The sequence below is a fragment of the Corallococcus sp. CA041A genome (assembly GCF_003612075.1).
In the GTDB taxonomy this organism is placed as follows: domain Bacteria; phylum Myxococcota; class Myxococcia; order Myxococcales; family Myxococcaceae; genus Corallococcus; species Corallococcus exiguus.
The window spans coordinates 17,287-35,702 of the sequence record NZ_RAWF01000015.1; the positions used below are offsets into that span (position 1 = coordinate 17,287).

Annotated in this window: 7 protein-coding genes; all 7 read left to right on the plus strand. The window is 66.4% G+C overall.

Going from position 1 to position 18,416, the window contains the following annotated elements:
• The first annotated feature begins 101 nt into the window (after nucleotides 1-101).
• The 7 genes from D7V77_RS04895 to D7V77_RS04925 all read left to right on the plus strand — a co-directional run bounded on the left by D7V77_RS04895 (nucleotide 102) and on the right by D7V77_RS04925 (nucleotide 18,313).
• Nucleotides 102-2,909: an AAA family ATPase gene (locus D7V77_RS04895; protein WP_158624330.1), complete on the plus strand. Its 2,808-nt coding sequence runs from the start codon at nucleotides 102-104 to the stop codon at nucleotides 2,907-2,909.
• Nucleotides 2,906-6,751: a DUF2357 domain-containing protein gene (locus tag D7V77_RS04900; protein ID WP_158624331.1), complete on the plus strand. Its 3,846-nt coding sequence runs from the start codon at nucleotides 2,906-2,908 to the stop codon at nucleotides 6,749-6,751. Before D7V77_RS04895 ends, D7V77_RS04900 begins: the two co-directional genes overlap by 4 nt.
• Nucleotides 6,752-6,753: 2 nt before the next feature.
• Nucleotides 6,754-10,059: a DEAD/DEAH box helicase gene (locus D7V77_RS04905; RefSeq protein ID WP_158624332.1), complete on the plus strand. Its 3,306-nt coding sequence runs from the start codon at nucleotides 6,754-6,756 to the stop codon at nucleotides 10,057-10,059.
• Complete coding sequence (locus tag D7V77_RS04910; protein WP_120575109.1) at nucleotides 10,047-11,594, plus strand: hypothetical protein; 1,548 nt, start codon at nucleotides 10,047-10,049, stop codon at nucleotides 11,592-11,594. The genes D7V77_RS04905 and D7V77_RS04910 overlap by 13 nt, the downstream gene beginning before the upstream one ends.
• 434 nt (nucleotides 11,595-12,028) lie before the next feature.
• Nucleotides 12,029-12,868, plus strand: a complete 840-nt coding sequence (locus D7V77_RS04915; RefSeq protein WP_120575110.1) for a hypothetical protein — start codon at nucleotides 12,029-12,031, stop codon at nucleotides 12,866-12,868.
• 355 nt (nucleotides 12,869-13,223) lie between these two features.
• Entirely contained in the window at nucleotides 13,224-15,575 is a 2,352-nt protein-coding gene (locus D7V77_RS04920) for a dynamin family protein (protein ID WP_158624333.1), read from the plus strand.
• Nucleotides 15,572-18,313, plus strand: coding sequence for a DEAD/DEAH box helicase (locus D7V77_RS04925; RefSeq protein WP_120575112.1), 2,742 nt, complete (start codon nucleotides 15,572-15,574; stop codon nucleotides 18,311-18,313). The genes D7V77_RS04920 and D7V77_RS04925 overlap by 4 nt, the downstream gene beginning before the upstream one ends.
• Nucleotides 18,314-18,416 lie beyond the last annotated feature (103 nt).

Sequence of the window (18,416 nt, forward strand, 5' to 3'; positions counted from 1 at the left end):
GGCGCAAGCGGGGAACGGCCCTGGCCTGACGACGGCTGGAGCCAGGGCGCGATATCTATTGATGCGGACCTGTGGGCTTCACTCCTGCCGGGGGGATGCGGATGACTGCTGAGAAGGGTTCCGAGACACGCGACGAGGCGGCTTCCGTGAAGGGCGCCGACCTGCACAAGTTGATCGATGATGTCGCGCGCGCGTCGGAGAAAGGATTGGAGGCGCTCCGGGGGCAGGTCGAGTCCATGAAGCTCGCGCTTGAGGAGCGGACGAGCGGAGCCCGCTCTTCCGAGCAGCAATTCCAGGTCCGGCTCGACGAGATCGCGAAGGAGTTCTCCCTCGCGGCCCAAGGTGAGGTGTTCCGGACCACCCTCGAGGGGGCGGTGGCCAGCTTCCAGGCGGTGGCGCGGCAGCAGATTGAGGTTGAGCGCGAGGACGCCCGCAAGAAGCTCCAGCGGTCGCACGAAGAGCTTCAGGCGGATCTCGCGCGGGTGACCAGCCGGGTGGAAAAGAGCCTCCAGGAGCTGCGCGAACAGGCGGATGACCTTCAGTTCACCATGGAGGAGCGGCGCAAGCTCGTCCGTGACTACAAGCCCGGAACCATCGAGGAACTGATCCAGCGCATTCGCGCACTGCGCGAGCAGGTCCAGGAACTCGAGAACGAGCGCGTGGTCCTCAAGAAGGAGCGAGAGGAGCTGAGCCTCGAACTGAAGCGGCTTCAGTCAAGCCAGGGCCACATTTCACAGGAGGAATTGGAGGTCCGGCGCAAGGCCTTGGACGCGCGGGCAGCCCAGTTCGAGAATGCCTATCAGGTCCAGGTCGAGCGAGACGCATTGCGGAAGCAGCTCGACGAAATGGAGCTGGTCCGCATGGCATACGAGCGGAACCAGCAGATCCTCCACTCGGACGCGAAGCTGCGCACCCAGAACGATGAGCTGATCAGGCAGCTTGAGCAACTCCGCCAGGAAAAGGACGAAATCCAGTTCAAGAACGGCCGGCTGGAGCAGGCCAGCAACAACAAGGACAAGCGGATCGCGGAGCAGGGTCGGACCGTGTATGAGCAAGTGAAAACCTTGATGGCGCTGCGAGCGGGACTCGCCGACAAAGAACGGCGCGTCCAGGAACTCGAGGCCAGCATCGAGACCGAGCGCGAGCACTGGCGCAATCAGTTGGAGAGCCTTCAGACGAAGAAGGCGGAACTGGATTCGAGGCAGCGGCGCCTGGACGAGGACGAACAGAAAGCATTCGCGACGCGGCTCACCGAGCGGGAACAGCTCACCGCCTGGCTGCAGAAGCGCAAGCAAGACCTTGATCTCGTCGAGCAGAACACCGAGGAGTCGGTCCGTAGGCGGGTGGCAGCGGAGAATGCCCAGCGGCTGTCACGGCTTGAACAGGATCTGAAGACCGCCAATGGTCAGGTGGCAGGTCTGGAGCAAGAGAAGACGCTGCTCGAGTCCAGGCTTGGCGCCGCCACGACGGAGCGCGTGAAGTTCCTCGGTGAGAAGGCGGGGCTGGAGGCACAGGCCGAGCGGACGCGCGAGGCGACGGCGGCGCTGGAAAGGCGTGCACATGAGGCCCAGCGCCACCTCGCGGAATTGAAGCCCGAGCTGGAGGCGCTTCGCGCCAGGAAGGCGGCCCTGGAAGTGGAAAACGAGATCGCGGAGCGGGGCTTCTCGGAACACCGCCAGCGCGAGAAGGCGGAGCTCGACGCACTCATCGAGCGGCGCACGCGGCTTGAGGATCGGACGACCAACCTGGACGAGCGGCTCAAGCCCATCAAGAAGCACTGGGAGGCTCCCCTCCGGCGCGGGGCATTGGAGGTGCGCGAGGAGCAGCGCTGGCTGGATGACGTGACGGACCGCATCGAGAAGACCGGCTTCCGGTTTCCCCGCCGTCTCATGAAGGCCTTCCATACCTCGCTGAAGATCGCCTCGTGGGCGCCGCTAACCGCGCTCGCCGGGGTGAGCGGCACTGGCAAGTCCGAGCTCCCCCGGCTCTATGCACACTGCGGCGGGCTCCGGTTCCTGTCCGTGCCCGTCCAGCCGAACTGGGACAGCCCGCAGGACCTCTTCGGCTTCTTCAACTACATGGATGGCCGCTTCCGGGCCACGGACCTCGTGCGCGCGCTGTACCAGAGCCAGCAGCCGCCGGACGAAGAGGGCTTCGCCGACGGACTGCTCCTCGTGCTGCTGGACGAGATGAACCGCGCCCGGTTCGAGCTGTACTTCAGCGAGCTGCTGAGCCGGCTCGAGTCCCGTCGCGGGGCGGGCTCGGATGACGAGCGAAGCGTGCAGGTGGACCTTGGCGCGGGCGTGGAGCCCCTGCGGATCCGGCTCGGGGAGAACGTGCTCTTCGTCGGCACCATGAACGAGGACGAGAGCACCTACAGCCTATCGGACATGGTGCTCGACCGCGGCAACGTGCTCTCCTTCCCGCGGCCCCGACAACTGAGGCGGCGCGACTCCCTGCAGACGTTCACCCCGCGTGCCCAGGTGCTGCGCCACGCCACCTGGAGTGGTTGGATCCAGGAACCCGGAGCACTCCCAGGCAAGGCACGGGAGGCCATCGGGGGGGCGCTGGAACAGTTGAATGATGCGCTCGCTTACGTGAACCGGGCCATCGGCCATCGCGTGCTCCAGGCCGTCGAGGGCTATGTGGCTAATTACCCGGGGGCGCTGATTGACGAGCGGGTGTGGAAGACGGCCCTGGAAGATCAGCTCGCCCAGAAGATCATGCCGAAGCTTCGGGGCATCGAACTGGACAGCCAAGCGGGAGGCGAATGCCTCGATTCGATCTCCAGGGTGCTCGAGGCCCACGCTCCCGCCCTGCGGCGAGACTTCGAGCGGTCCAGGGAGCGCTCGCAGGGCGCGTTCATCTGGTCGAGCGCCACGTACCTGGAGGGGGAGGGCGAGGCGTGAGCAATGCCGCCGCGTGGCCGTGCGCCATCCATCCCGAGCGGGATGAATTGGAGCGGCGCGCCTCAGAGGTGAGGAGGGGCGGGCAGGATGCGGCGGGGGCCCGGTGGGCCACGCTCATCCTGGCCGAGCATCTGATTGCCGCCGCGGCTGAATTGGATGCAGCCACAGGGCTGCCGCTCTCCACTCCGCTCGCCGGGACGCTCCTCCGCATCCGTGAAGCCGTCGGGAGTGGGCGCTGGCCGCTGCCCCGCGACGGATTCGCACGCTGTGTCGAGCTTGCAGTGGAGCCGCTGGAGCGGATCGTGGCCTTGCCCCGCTGGCGTCCCCAGAGGGTGCGTGTGCGCCTGCAGCCGGAGAAGGTCCGCGAGCAGGACGTGAAGTGCCTCACCTGGCTGGCGCGCCAGCCAGGGGTCACCCCGCACGAGAAGAGCGCGTCCGCCCGTCAGGTTCTGGGTGTCGTCCGCGAGCGCAACCACGACACCCCCGAGAATCGCCTCGTGCTCAGGGTCCTCGTCGCGCTCGCGCGGCTCGTCCGGCAGCGGCTCGACGCGTGCCGCCAGGGAGAGTTCGACTCCCAGGCGACCGCCCTTTGTCAGGGGTTGCAGCGGATGCGCCAGCTGGTCCTCCAGGAATTGGGGTCCTCGCCGATGGCGGGTGTAGCGCCGACCCTCCGCCCGGAGCCCAACAACGTGTTGCTCGGGGATCCGGACTACTCGCGTGCGTGGCGAGCTTTTCGTTGGCTTGGCTCACGGGACACGCTCACCGCGCAGGCCTGGGCGCGAGCGGATCCGCGGCTCACGGCCGCGCTGGGCGCTACCGTGCTCGCGACCCTGGCCGGACGCAGGGACGCCATCCTCGAGAACGGGCTCGCGCGGATCGAACTGGAGGGGCGGGCTGGCGCGGACTTCGGGCTGATCATTTCGAAGACGCCGCTGGTGGCTGCTTCCTCCGTGGAGCGGGTGGGACTCTTCGTGTTCCAGGCTCTCGACCCGTCCGGCTGGTGCGTCGAGCAGCGCCTGCTGTCTGGGGCTCCCGTCCTGACTCAGGTCGAGGCCCGGACCTTCCTGCTCTCCGCCACGCTCGACGAGACCGGAGCCCTGCTCCCTGGACGGGGAGCCCCCGCGCGCGTCCATCTCCAGACCGATGGGGGAGAGGAGTCGCTGGGCTTCCTCGCGGACGCCGAAGGATTTCGGGACGTCGCCCAGGCGCTGGTGGATCGGTGGCTGGGGCCCGAGCCGGAGGCGGCCGCGTTTCTCCTGTTGCCGGAGGAGGGCCCGGCGGAGGGAACGAGGGGCCGGTGCGTGGGGTGGGACCTCTCCACGCCCAGGCTTCGCGTTGCGTCCTCCCTGGAGGACTCCGCGCGGAGAGACCTACCGCTCCTGGGCCGCGCGACTCCGGAGGGCAGATGGTTCGTGGGACGGGAGGGGCTGTCTCTGCTGGGGAGCACCCCGAGCCTCGGTGTTTCCGAGGTGCTCGCCCGCTTTACTGGCGCTGGAACCGCTCCCGACCTGTTCGAGGAGGGCAGGAAGATGATGTCCGCCCTCTTCCGCATGGCCCTCGAGGCCGGAGCCGGTCCCACCGCGGGGGGCTCGCTTGCGCTGGCCGTTCCGGATGGGACGGATGAGCTGGGAGCGAGCCTGCTGCGCGAGGCGCTTCCCGCACGCCAGTCGAATGCGCTCTTCGTGCCCTCCTCGGTCGCGGCGGCGCTCGAGTGGCGGCGCCGGCAGGGCACTCCGGTCACTCCGGGCCCGCGGCCGGTGCTCGTCCTGAGCACCCTGGCTCCCGGCCTCACGGTGTCGTACCTGGAACTGCTGCGCGACGAGGAGCACGCGGCGGCGGGAGACCCCTTCGTCTGGCGGCGCTCGCTTCCGCTTGCTCCCGTGGCGGAGGCGTCCGCGGCGTCCGTTTCGGCCTGGTCGTTGGCCGTGGCCCGTGCGGCGGTCGAGCGTGCCTCGGCGCATGCACTGGAGGAGCCCCTTCTCCAGAAGGCCGCCACGCGCCTGGCCTCGGGAGGACTGTTGGCGGAGTTCGTGGACAACGCGGCGGCGCGGCCGGTGCTCATCCCGCTTCAGGAGGACGGGAGCCGATGGCTGCGAGTCGAGCGCCACCATGTGGAGCCTGCCGCGGCCGGGGCCGGATGGTTGGCGGCCTTCCGGAGCTGGCTGACCGCGATGGAGGTCAGCGGTGGCGCGGCGCGTCTCCGTGCCCAGGTGAATGGCCGGCCCCTGGTGATTCTCCTCGCGGGGGAACCCTTCGGACAGCCCTTCCTCGAGGAAGGGATCCGCTCCGAGATGGAGCGCTGCTTCGGCCCGAGCCAGCTTGAGGTCCTCGATGGTGGGGCGGAGGCCCTCGCGCGGGGGGCCCAGGAAGCGCTGCTGCGTCGTGGCCGCGGTGAGCCCACCTGGAGCGACACGCTTCCTCCCCTCCGGTTGGAGATCCGCACCGAGCGCGGCCCCCAGTGGCTCGAACTGCTGGATGGAGCCCGCCCGGTCCGGCCAGGCGAGCGCGTCCAGCGGTCCATTGCCCAAGTGCTCGTGCTTCCACGGAACGAGCGCCGCATTGCCTTTCCGCTATCGCGGGAGCGCAGCGCGGACAAGGCCACCGCGGGGTTCATCGCCACCCTCGAGCACGAGTGCTTCCCGTTGACGCAGGACGTGAAGGTCCGGCTGGAGGTAGATTTCCACTACGCGGAGGATTCCTTCCGCGTTCATGTCCTCCCGATCGAGCCCGCTCCCTTCACCGCGCTCGAGTTCCGCTGGGAGCCAGGCGCGCCCGATGCCCGGGGGGAAATCCATAACGAGCCGCCGGCGGCCCCGGAGGGACTTCGGTGGGATGCGCCCTCTTCCGATCCGAACCTGCTCATCCAGGGCGCGCGTGACCTGCGCAAATGGAGCAGCGAGGTCTTCCGGGGGAATGTGATTGTCGACGTGAAGAACCCCGAAAAGAAAAAGGCGTTCGTGGCGTCGGTGAGGAGTCTGGTTCGTGAGGGCTCGGCGGAGGCGCTGGGCATCAAGGACCTGTGGCCCAGCGCGCGCATTCCGGGACCGCCTGCGCACGTCCGCTCCGCCCTGGATGAGCTGCTCCCCTTGCTCCTGGAGTTCGCGGGGCTGCCGGATGAAACCTCGCGCGGCGCCCGGAAGAGCCCGCCATTGACGAAGCCCTCGCTGTGGTCGAATCCGCTTGTCCAGGGGGAACTGGACAAGCTCCGCCTCTCGGCGCTCTCGGCGCTCTCGGCGCTTCGTGGGGATGCACCCACTTCATTGCTCCCCAGCCTTCTGGAGCGCGCACGCCAGGAGCCTGGCTCCCAGCTTCTCCTGGAGGCCATCGGCCGGCAGCTCACCTCGGGAGACAGGCGCGCCGTCTCCGAGGCGCTGCACTGGCTCGTGGAGCAGCTAGCGCCGCGTGAGGGGGCACGGCCCCAGGCGCTCAAGCTGCCGCTCTGGGCTCTCTCCACGGGCTTCTGGTCGACGCCTTCGGCGGTGCAGGAGTTGTCCGCGCAAGGTGTCTCGCGGCTGGCGGAGGACTGCGAAAAGCTATTGAGCCGGATCGCCACGGAATGGCACGCCGAGCGTGTGGGTCCGGACCTCTGCGCGGAGGCGCTGGCCGTACTGCTGGGACTCTTGCGGTTGCGTCCTGGCGTGAAGGAGCCGCGGCTGGTCGCTGGGACCGTGGAGGCCACGCGCCTGGCGGTGATTGCCGAAAGGGCTGCCGCGGCGCTCGAGCACGCGGGGAAGCCGATGCGGCCACGGCTGAAGCTGGGAGAAGGCGAGACGCTCACCGAGGTGGTGTGCAGCGCGCTTCGTGGACAACGGCTTGCACTCGTCAGGGCCCTGGAGGATTGAGCATGAGCACCCATCGGAACTTCCTGTACTGGAACATCGGCTTTACCCGCGCGTGGCCGGTCCGGTGTCCGGCGAGTGCGCTTCCGGAAGCGGGCCAGAGCAGGTTTCACCGCTGGGGCCAGGTCTCCGATGGGCCCCAGCTCACCTTCCAGGTGGAAGGGAAGGGGGTGCCGCTCTCGTTCCCGAACCCCGCCTTGGCGCGCGAAGTGAGGCAGGCACTCGGGCAGGCCAGTCCCCCCGTGGCCTTCCGCATCCGGCTCGAGCAGGACGCGGAGCGGAACGACCGGTGGACCGGTGAGCTGGAGCTGGTCCAGACCTCCCTCCAGGCCTCCATCGAGGGCTCCGTGGGCATCGTCTTCCCGGAGGCGCTGTGGCCAGGCGTGTCGGAACCGGAGCGCCAGCAGCGTCTTGCAGGCATCCGGACGGCGCTGACCTTCGAGTGTGGTGGCAGGCCCGTCCTGGTGGTGGAGGCCCCTCTGCTGTCCATCGAGCCTGCGTCAGGCGCGCCGCGGCTGGATCTCATCCTCGATGACCGGCGCCGCCTGCGTGCGCGCATCGAAGGGGTCCCCGGGCAGCAGTGCTTGGTCGTGGAGAGCATCCAGGACCCCAAGGGGACCGCCGAGCTAAGGACCGGGCGGTTGATATCGCTACAGCGTGAGCCGGTGTTCACCTTCTCCGAGTCAGCTGCTCCGTGCACGGACCTGACCACGCTCGTGCCCCCGACGCAGGAGCTCCTGCGGGCATGGCTGCAGTACGAAGGCCTTGAGCGCGAGCGCGACCAGGTGCTTTTCGATCGCCGCCATGCGCACCCGCTCGAGTTCAACGAGATGGAGGCCTCGGACTCGCAGGGTTTCGATGTGGCGATCGTCAACGCAACGGATGTCGAGCAGTGGCTCGGCGACGGCATGCGCCTTGGCGGCAGGCTCAACATCGCCGTCCAGGTCTCGGCCATGGCGGGGAATGAATCGCCGAGGCCAGCGCTTCTCGAGCGCTTCATCGAACGCAAGGAGGAGGGGCGCCTCCTCGCGCGTCTGAGCTTCGAGTCGGAGGCGGATCGTCCACCGGGTATCGGCCGTATCCTGGCCCGCGAGAACAAGGGATCCGCGGCTGCCCGCAAGCGCCGTGCGAAGGTCCTCGCCCGCCTCCAGACGGGAAGGTTCGCCAATCCCCGGCTCCTGGAGTACCTGCTGGACCCATCCAGGGTCCAGCGCGTCACCGCGAAGCTGGAGACCTTCCTCCGTCAGAGCGGCAAGAAGTCGCTGGAGCCGAAGCAGGTCGAGGCGATCGCGAAGGCCACCCGGCTGCCCGATGTGTTGTTGATCCAGGGGCCACCGGGCACCGGCAAGACAGAGGTGCTGGTGGAGATCGTCCATCACCTTCGGGCCCGCTACGGAGGGCGGCGGGAAGAGGCCTCGGGGCCCTTCCGGATCCTGATCGCCGGGGCGCACAACGAGGCCGTGAAGAACGCGTTCAGCCGCCTGGAGGGCATGGTGATCCGGGTGCTGACGGCGGAGCGGCAGGAGCAGGACTCGTTGAAGGAGAAGAGCGCGCTGAGGGGCCAGGAGATCGCGCGGAAGGCCCGGGCGCGAATCGAGGGCAGTAACACCTTCCAGCGCATTCGCGCACAGGGGGATCTGCGGGAAAAGCTCCTCATGGCTCGGCGAGCGCTCGTGGATGCTGGGATGGAGGAGGCAAGGCCCCGATTCGAGGAGTTGATGGATGCCGCACTCGAGCGTCATCTGACGGTGTCCCATCAACGGGAGATCCAGACGTTGTCGCGGCGTCTGGACGCGCTCCGAGACGCGGAGGGCTCCACGCCGATGCAGGTGGCAGGTGGCGCCGGGGTCACTGCCGCGCTCCAGCGGTTGTACGAGGGGCCGATTCCGGCGCCGGGCGAGGACCCGGCGCCCCTGCTCCCGCTGCTGTCGGCGCTTGATGCGGCACGGGACGCCGCTGTGAGCAGGCAGGAGCGCCTGCCCGAGGAGCTCCTGGTTCAGGCCGATGCCTGGCTCGCGCTGCGGCCCCGCATCGAGCAGGTGGTGAGGGAGGGCTGTGGTTGGAGCGTGTCGCTGCACATGCGCGTGGCCAGACTGCTCCAGGAGACGGCCGTGCCTCCCGAGTCGCTCCCGCCGGCGGAGGGTCCACCCACGGCGCACGCGGAGGCGTTGCGCTCCGTCGAGCGCGACTGTCTCGCCTGGTGTGATGAGGCGCTCCGGCTGGTGGGCGCGCAACTCGAGCAATTGAACCGGACCGAGGAGGTCGTGCTCGACCAGTGGATTCGCGCCCTGAGCGAAGAGCCGGGTCTGTTCCACGAGCTCCAGTCCAAACACGCGCCGATTTCCGCCGCGACCTGCCAGATCGCCGCGGATGCGACGGACGAGGAGGATGACTTCTTCGATGTCGTCATCGTGGATGAGGCCGCGCGCGCCGGAATCGACGTGCTGATTCCCATGTCGTTGGGCCGTCATGTCATCCTCGTGGGAGACCACCGGCAGCTTCCTCCGCACGTCGAGGAGCAGCTCTGGCGAGGACTCGATGGCGAGCTCCAATCGCGTGTCGACATGAAGTCGTCTCTGTTCGCCTGGCTGCATGAGCGGCTCCCCGGGGAGAATTTCGTCGCGCTCGACAAGCAGTTCCGCATGCACGAGGACATCGGGCGTCTGGTGTCGATGGCCTTCTATGAGCCCGAGGTCGAGCTCCGGCATTACTGGGAGGGAGTGTTGGCCGAGCAGCGCAAGCTGACGCTCGGGCTCTTCGACAACCGGCCTGTCATGTGGGTGGACACGAGGGACCGGCCTGGCAAGGACGAGGACTGCCTTGAATCCAACGCGTACGAAGAGGACGTCATCTTTAAGCTCCTGGAGGCCATCCCCCGGGAGCGGCTCGACGCCCTGCGCGCGAAACACGGTGCGCCGCCCATCGCGGTGCTTGCGTTCTACACGCAGCAGCGCCAGCGCTTCGAAGAGCGCCTCGCGAGGCTGCCTTCGTGGCTGAGAGAGGCCGTCGACCTCATCACGGTCCACAGTGCCCAGGGGCGTGAGTTCCCCCTGGTCATCATCGCGACCACGCGGAGCACGCGACACATGAAGATCGGGTTCCTCCGGGACGAGAGCTCGGCGAACGTGGCGATCTCACGCGCTCAATCCCAGGTCATCATCGTCGGAGACTCGGAGACCCTCGCGGCGGAGCAGCGTGGGCGCGTGAACGCGCCATGGCGCAAGGTCTTTGGCCTGATCGCGGACGCGGGCGCCAGGCAGTCCTCCAGGCCCATCATCCCTGCTTCGGAGGTGCTCGCATGGATCCGCTGAGCCAGTACCAGACCCGCCGCGTCTGGATCGAACTGCCCTCCCGTTGGATTCGTGTCGTGGCACGGTTCGCGCGACCCCGGTCGCTCGATCGCCTCGAATCGGCGGTCCTCCAACTCGTGGGGCTGAGGGAACGGACCGAGGCGGAGCTGGCTGAAATCCTCGGAGACGTGTCCGTGGACATGGTGGCTTCGGCCCTTCGAGGCCTCCAGGCGATGGGGCGGGTGCACGAGCAGGGGGGGCCGATCTCCCGCTGGCTGGCTCCTCCGGAGGCGAACGACGGGCTGGATGATCCGCAGGTGGGCTGGGTGGCCTTGTCTCCCCACCGGGAGGACGTGATTCCGGAGCTCGTTCTCGGCGACGTGGCCCGAGTGCCGCAACGACAGGCCGGGGGGCATCCGGAGCTGTCGCTGGAGGAACACGTGCGGCCCGAGCTGCCCGAGCGTCTGCCCGAATTGATACGGCGAGCCGTCCGCATGGGCATGTCGGCGGTCGTGACCTCTTCGCACCGCGAGGGGGGCGCCGTGACGAACTCGGAGCGTGAGCCGCGAGTGACCGCGCTGCGCATGGATTGGGATGCGAAGAGTGGGAAGTCAGCTCCCGTGGAGCGGGTGAAGACCTGCTGGGCGCTGCTTGAGGTCGTTCCAGGTCTGACAGGCCGTGCCACGCTCGTCTTCCACGAACCCCAGTGGGTCCCGACGCTCGAGAGCGAGCGTCCTGTTTCCTCGCAGCTGGAGACGTGGATTCGTCAGTCCCTGCCGGGCACCTGGCAGCGGATCGAGGTGCTCCAGCGCGAATTGCGGGTCGACCACTCGATCGTGCTCCAACTCGCGAAGCTCAAGGACATGGCCGCGCTCGAGGCGCTCATCGAGCGGCACCGCGCGGGCTGGAGGGAAAAGCTCCCGCACACCGGGGATTTCTTCCAGGGGTGGGGGGAACCGGAGCTGGCGGAGTCGCTGCGAGACGCGCATCGCTGGTTCCTCTTGTGGAAGCAGAACCCCACGTTCATGCGCCAGTCCGTCGACGCTTTCGGTCACGCCATCGAGCGGCTGGCGCGGTTCCTGGCGGACCAGTCGTTGCCCGCGCTGAAGCGCTGGGCGCAGCGGTGGCGGGCCTCGAAGGAGGAGTCTCGGGCCGAGCAGCAGGAGAAATGGTCGAGCAAGTCCGCCTATGTGGGGGCACTCTCCCACGTGGGGCTCGTGGATGCGCTGAGGCCCTCGCAACCGTATCTGCTCAGTGCTCTGAAGAACCTGAAGGCCCTCCCGGAGGTGCTTGGCAGGCCGCAGGGCGCCGGCGGTTCAATTTCCCTCTGGTTGCTGCCCCTGTTCCTCGGAGAGTCCTCCGAGCGAAACGCCTTGGCGGCACTGCTTGGCCGCAGCATCACCCTTGAGCCCACGGCGCTCACGGTCCTGGATGAGTTGCGCCAACTGCGCAACGACGCCGCGCACTCGAAGCATCAGATCGACATGCGTCCGGACCGGGCGGACGAGTTCCTCGCGCGGCTGCTGTGGGCGCTGGGCGCGGGGCTGGACGGATAGGCACCACGCGTTCGCCGGGCCATTCCACTGTGCGGGGACGGCCCCGCGTGAGCGTGGCTCGCAAGCCCGGTCGAAGGCCGTGTGCCTGCGGGACTCCAGAAACGGGTCAGCCCCGTAGGCACCCTGTGTTTCCAGGGAACCTACGGGGCTGCTCCAGTGTCCCCGACGGGATTCGAACCCGTGTTACCGGAGCGGGTGCAGGCCGCATCCGTGCAACCGGGAGCACCCGTGTGTACGAAGGCCTCACTCCGGAAGGATTCGCCACCGGTTGCACCAGTGCGCTCGAAGGTTTCGCGTCCGGCCTGCAGCCCCAAGGGGCTGCGCCCCAGACGCTCAAAGTCGGCAGTACGCTGATACCGGCAGAAGGATCGCGGTAGGTGACAAGAGAAGTCCCTGACCCAGCGCGCCCAAATGGGGACTACAGGTGGAGAGTCATGGCAAGCATGTTCGAGGCGATGGCACGGCACCGGCCCGAGTGGCTGGCCCAGGGCATCCTCATGAGAGCTGTGGAGACGGAGCCCGCTGTCCGAGCTTTGATGATCGAGCAGTTGGGAGAGAACCTCCCTCGTGAGGAGGTTCCCGGTGTCACAGAGGAGGAGGTGACGGAGGGTGGATGGCGCGCCGACGTTTGCGTGGCCTGGAAGCACCGAACGGCGCGCCTTGAGTTGAAGTTGTTAGCTGGCTTTACCAGACGCCAGGAGGAGGCGCTCAAGCGTCGAGAGGTCGACCTGCTTGTCCTGCCGAGCAAAGAAGGACGCGAGCTGCCAGATGGTGTACCCGTTCTAACCTGGAAAGAGCTTGCAGACGCGGCACTGGATCCTTGTCTGAAGCGACTACTGGCTGAAGTGAGCGCCAGTTCCACCTGGAGACTTGAGGAGATCTCGGGGAGCGAATTGGAGCAAGACCTCAACAGCTTCGTCGGGGAGCGAGAGGAGCGTCGCTGGGGTCTGATGTACCGTTTCCTGAGCACCGTTCATCAGCACCTGAACGAGGAGGCTCCCACGGAGTACCGTGCCAGTGATGGATGGGCACGTACACCCAAGGGTGAAGAGCCATACTACGGGTTCTGCTTCTGGCTTGGCGACGACGCCAGGCCCCGGTACTGGCTCGGCTTTTGGCGCTCCAAAAACACGAAGAAACCTGTCTTCGGGCTCAGTGTCCCTAGTGAGCGCGGCCAGCCGGTACTCTTCGAAGAGCCCTTGAGCTTTAATGCCGGGGCGCTAGCGCGACGCATACTCTCCGAGGCCCGGGGCTATAACTGTCAGCCGCGATAGAACCTCTTGGCTCAGGCCCATCTTCGAACTTTCGGGAGAGGGGGGAATCCACACCGCTCGGACTCTAACCGGAGCGCGAGGATGTCCCTTCCCTCCAGCAGCTCCCATCGCTCCTCTGAGTTGTCGCAATGCTGCCATAGAGTTCATGAGCTCGGGTAAGTGCCAGAGCATATCTTGCTGAGCCAAGCGGGACGCTCCTCTCCGGTGGATGTTGACGTCTCGGAGCCCGCCTGCTGGTGACACCTGGGTCATCACCACCACCAGTAGGTAGGCCCCTCTTCGCTCCCATGTGCTCGTGGTTGTCGATTAAAGTAAGGCCTTCTGGACGCACGGAATGCGAGTGCGAGGGGGTCACATGGCGAAGACGACGCTTGAGGCGTTACGAGGCTGGTTCGACGGCAAGGAGGGGCTGCGGGAGTTCCTGGTGGAGCACGCGCCGGACCGGGTCGAACTACTCGACGCTGGTCTCAAGCGGATCGAGGCCATCGAGGCGCTGCGGAAGGACCCCCTCCCAGTATGTTTTCTTGGGGGCGCAGGCGTGGGCAAGAGCACGCTTCTCAATGCGGTCGTGGGCGGAACCCGCTCTCTCCTTCCTGCTGGCGGGGTGGGCCCCCTGACCGCGCTCGCGACGCGGATCTCCTTCGCGGAAAAGCCGTACTTTGAGGCGCGCTATCACGGAGGAGACAAGGTCAACCAGGTGCTCTTCGCCCTGGAACGGGCCTTCACTTCGGATGGAGCTACGGCCACCGAGGACGCCGGGGAGGATGCCTCGAAATCCGCAGACTCCCGCTCCGAGAAGCGAACTGCCTACACCCAGCTCGCCGCGCTCCTCATCCGAGGCGACCAGTTCAAGACCCAGGACATGCCTTACCTTATGGACGGACTTCGCCGGGCGCTGGGATCGGAGCCGAAATGGAAGGCCACCATCTCGCCCGACGATCTCCGGCGCATCGAGCGTCTCTCAGAGGTCCTCTCCAGCCCGGATCGGACCCGCCGGGTTGAACTCACCTCGGGTGCCGAGACCGCTTTCTACAAAGAACTTCACGAGCATGCAGCCGGTTCCCTGGCCCCGGTGATCCGGGAGCTGGAGGTTGGCTATAACAGCTCGATCCTCAAGAGCGGCCTTGTCCTCGTAGACCTGCCCGGCGTCGGAGTCGCCAACGATGAGTACCAGGAGGTCACCGCCGAGTGGATCCGTAAGGCGCGGGCTGTCGTGCTGGTTGTGGACCGCGCGGGTTTCACCAAGGCTAGCGCGGACCTCCTCAAGGAGACCACGTTCCTCAACAGCCTCCTCCACGACTCGCCTGACAATCCGGATCCCGCTCGGCTTGTCGTAGTGGCAACCAAGCTCGATCAGCCTGCGTTGGAGGAGCGGCAGCGGATAAAGGATTTGGAGCCCGAAAGCGTCCAACCCTTCGTGCATTACTTTGAGGACGTATGCCGTCGTGCCATCGACGTTATGCGCAACCAGGTGGAGACCCAATTGGTCTCTTTCGTGGAGGACGGGGCGTCGGCCACCCGGGAGGCTCGCGACGAAGTGGTGAATCGGGTGGTGGCCGGTCTCTCTGTGCACCCGCTCTCTGCCACCGAGTACCGCGCGCTCCTTCTCAGCGACGAAGATGCTCCAAGGCGGCTCAAGCGAATCGAGGAGTCCGGCGTGCCTGCCTTTCAGGAGAGCCTCCGCTCAATGGCGACTTCCCGCCTCTCTGATCTTGAGGCTCGGATTGCCACCCAGAAGGAGCTGTGGAGCACTCAGGCACGTACTGCTGTGGAGGTGGTCGTCGCGAAGTGGGATGAGGACAATCGCGCTGAGGAGGAGGCGCAGCGCCTCAAGCAAGAGTTAGAGGAGTTTTCCAGAGGCCTGCGAACCGAGCTCGCCAACCGAGAGGGAGCCTTTCGCAATTTCCTCAGCGAGACCATGCCCTCCCTGATCGAGGCCGAGCTTGAGCGCGCCTCCCTGGAGGCGGAAAAGGCGATCCGCGCGCGGTTGCGAAAATACAGGAGCTTCAACTGGAGAACCCTGCAGGCGGCAATTCGCAGGGGAGGGACCTTTCACGGCGCGAGGAAGGTCGAACTTCCGGTGGAACTCACCCTCGAGTTTGAAGAGCCATTGGCTGTGGTGTGGTCGAAGAAGCTGCTCGTCGAACTCCGTCGGCGGACAAGGCTGATGGGAGAGGATCACGTTCAGCTTGTGGAGCCGATCGTTGGATGGGCTCGTAGCCAGGGTGCCCGGGTGAAGCCGCGGATGGTTGAAGCCCTCCACGAAGACCTCAAGGCGAGTACTGCCGATCTCGGTCAGGTAGGGAGGGAGGCCATCGATGAACTCAAGGAGACCGTCAAGCTTGAGCTCTATAAGCAGGTGGAAAAGGCGGTTCGCAGCCACTGCCAAGCCTTTGTGAAGAGCGGGGAAGCTGAAGGTGCCGGCGTGCTCAGCCGGATGATCGAATTCCTGGACGACAATCTCGGACCCTCGGTGGTGGATGCGGCCAGGCCGAAGGCCAAGGAGGTTCTCCTTCGTAACTACGACAAGGTGCGCGACGACATCCGCTCTGTCTTCCGCCAGCGTTCCAACCCCATCCAAATGGCTGTGAGCACCCTGGTCGACTCGCACGAGGAGCACGTCCGCCGAAGCGACGCCCAACGGCGCAAGAACGTCCTCGCCCGTGGCCGCACGCTCCTCGCTGCCTGTCCAAGAGGTGCCGCATGAGCCGCCTCTACCGCCGCGACACGGGGCTGGTGGCAATGCTCCGTGAACTAAACGACTTCGGAATCCGTGCTCTCGACCTCGCCCGTGCTCCAGGGCGGTTCTGGGGCGCCGAAGGAACGAACGTCCCGCTTCTCACCTCAAGCGTTGACGCTCGCCGAGTCACCGCCGTACCGACCCCGGCCGAACTGCTCGCACTCCCGCCTGAGGCAGGGGACAGTTGGCTCGCTCGGAGTCGCAGGTCAGTGTCTGCGGCCTTCGCATGGTTCCTTCTCGCCGAAGATCCCCAGCGGAGGCTCGACGTCCGCCCAGTAGTAACTCTGGCCCACCAAGCCAGTCTGGTGCGGCACGTGCTCGACCATGCGAACCTGAGGCGTGTCCTGATCGCCGACGAGGTTGGCCTCGGCAAGACGATCGAGGCGGCGCTCATCATCGGCGAGCTCCTCGAGCAGCAGCCGACGCTGCGGATCCTCTACCTGGCACCGGCCCGGCTCGTTGGCAACGTGATGCGCGAGTTTCGGCGGCTTGAGCTTCCCTTCCGCGCGTGGGTCTCAGGAGAGGAGGGGGACGCGCGGCTAGGTGGGAAGAACGGGGATGCTTGTGTGGTGGCGAGCATCCACCGGGCCGTCCACCCCAGCCACGTCGACAAGGTGTCCCGAACCGAATGGGATGTCCTCATCGTCGACGAGGCTCACCACCTCTCGGATTGGGCGGAAGGTGGCGGCAGTCCCGTTCGCAAGTACAAGCTCGTGCAGGAGATCGTGAGTCATCTTGGTCCGGAAGGCAGACTCTTCCTCCTTACGGGCACGCCGCACCAAGGACACGCCGCCCGTTTCGAGAACATCCTCCGGCTCCTCAAGAGGCCAGGAGAATCGGACGAAGCCGTGCGCGGCCGGGTTATCTACCGCACCAAGGAGGATGTCAGGGACTGGGATGAGCGGCCGCTGTTTCCGCTACGCCGGGTTCGGGAACCTGTTGCCGTGGATCTCGGCGCGGAGCACCGGCGCTGGCTTGAGAACATCCATGACTTCTTTGAACCGGAGCGCAATGAACGGCCGGGGGACGCCCGGCGGCGGGCCGCGACCTGGCGCTGTGGGCTTGCCCTTCAGTGGGCCACCTCGAGCGTGCAGGCGGGCCTCGGGTTTCTGGTGCGCCAAGCACTCCGCGCCGGCGCGAACCTGAAGCTGCGCGGGCTTCAGCGTGCCCTGGCGCTGCTCCGGCCCTATCGGGATGGGCAACCCGACGAGCCTGTCGTACGCCTTTTCGAGCGGATGCAGCACGACATCGTTCGACAGGAGCAGACGTCCTCACTGGAGGATCTCGAAGACCTCGATCCCGAGCACCCTGCCGTGGTGCAACTCGACAAACTGTCGCACCTTCTTGAGGAAGGCTCCGCGCTCCTTGAGCGAGATCCCAACAAGAAGTGGGACATCCTCTTCGAGCAGGTCCTCCACGATCTCGGTGAGGAGAAGGTGGTCCTCTTCGCCCAGCCCATCGAGACCGTCACGGCGCTGTGTGGTTACATCGAGCGGAGGACGGGCAGGCGTCCAGCGAAGATCATCGGTGCTCAGAGTGAGCAGATGCGTACCGACCAGATCGACGCCTTCTGGCGGTCTGACGGTCCCCAGTTCTTGGTCTCGTCCCGGGCAGGTGGCGAGGGTCTCAACCTGCAAGTGGCGAGGCGCCTCGTCCATGTGGATGTCCCCTGGAATCCAATGGAACTGGAGCAGCGGGTCGGTCGCGTCCACCGCTTCAAGTCCAGGCGCACCATCCTCGTTGATACGCTGGTGGTGAAGGACAGCCGCGAGGTGGATACTTACCGGGTCGCGCGGGAGAAGCTGCACAGCATCGCCCGCACGGTCGTGGCCCCCGAGCGCTTCGAGGAACTCTATTCCCGGGTGATGGCGCTCGTCCCACCGGAAGAACTCCAGGATGTGATGGGAGAGCGCCCCCTAGGGCCACTCGACCCGAGCGAAACCGATCGGATCAACAAGCTCGTCACCGAGGGATTCGAGCAGTGGCGCAAGTTCCATGACGAGTACGCGGGCAACCAGCGCAAGGTCAGGGCGCTCGATCCAGGTCAGGCGCGCTGGAGCGATCTCGAATCGCTACTCACCGAGGAGCTACAGGCCCGCCCACTCCTCGACTTCGAGGTGCTCCGCTTCCGCACAAGCGAGGAAGAAGTTATCGATGCTTCCGAAGTTGCGACGGTCTTTGAGGTAGCCGGCCGCCCCCGTGCTTGCGGCGACTACTCAGGTATGCCCGTCACCGGTGCGCGCGGCGCTACTGCCGACGCCATCGGCCTCAACAGTCCTGAGGTCTCCGCCGTGCTCCGGCGCCTCGCTTTTCCCGAGCGCCCGAGTGGCGCCGCGGTGTTGCGATGGCCCGCAGGCCGACCCCAGCCCACCAGCACAGGAGCCTTGGGGCTCGTGGTTTTGGCGAGGCAGTCGCTACGGCAGCAGCAGGGTACATGGGTGGAGCACCGGCTTGAGTTGGAGGGAAGCCTCATCCGTCCAGATGGTACTCAGCAGCTCCCTCCGACAGAGCTAGCGGATCTCCTGAGGAAACTCCGTGACGCGGTCGCGGTTAAGGAGCCCGTCATCGACGCGTCTCTGCTGGGTTCCGTCAAGGGCATCGAGTCTCAGCGTTCGCTCGAACTCCGGCAACCGAGCGAGACCGATCACCGCGACGGAATTCGCCATGTTGTCTGGCCCATCCTCGCTGCGATGTTTGTGGCATAAGCGCCTACTGCCTCATTCACTAGATAGGGCTGCTGCTGCGCTATATCGGCGAGGCCCTCGCCCCTCCATGCCCTGTCAGCCTGTCAGACTTGACGGGGCGCCT

Excerpts from the sequence above, each read along its gene's own strand:
- D7V77_RS04895 (WP_158624330.1), top strand. The coding sequence starts at position 102 with ATGACTGCTGAGAAGGGTTCCGAGACACGCGACGAGGCGGCTTCCGTG.
- D7V77_RS04905 (WP_158624332.1), top strand. The coding sequence starts at position 6,754 with ATGAGCACCCATCGGAACTTCCTGTACTGGAACATCGGCTTTACCCGC.
- D7V77_RS04910 (WP_120575109.1), top strand. The coding sequence starts at position 10,047 with ATGGATCCGCTGAGCCAGTACCAGACCCGCCGCGTCTGGATCGAACTG.
- D7V77_RS04915 (WP_120575110.1), top strand. The coding sequence starts at position 12,029 with ATGGCAAGCATGTTCGAGGCGATGGCACGGCACCGGCCCGAGTGGCTG.
- D7V77_RS04920 (WP_158624333.1), top strand. The coding sequence starts at position 13,224 with ATGGCGAAGACGACGCTTGAGGCGTTACGAGGCTGGTTCGACGGCAAG.
- D7V77_RS04925 (WP_120575112.1), top strand. The coding sequence starts at position 15,572 with ATGAGCCGCCTCTACCGCCGCGACACGGGGCTGGTGGCAATGCTCCGT.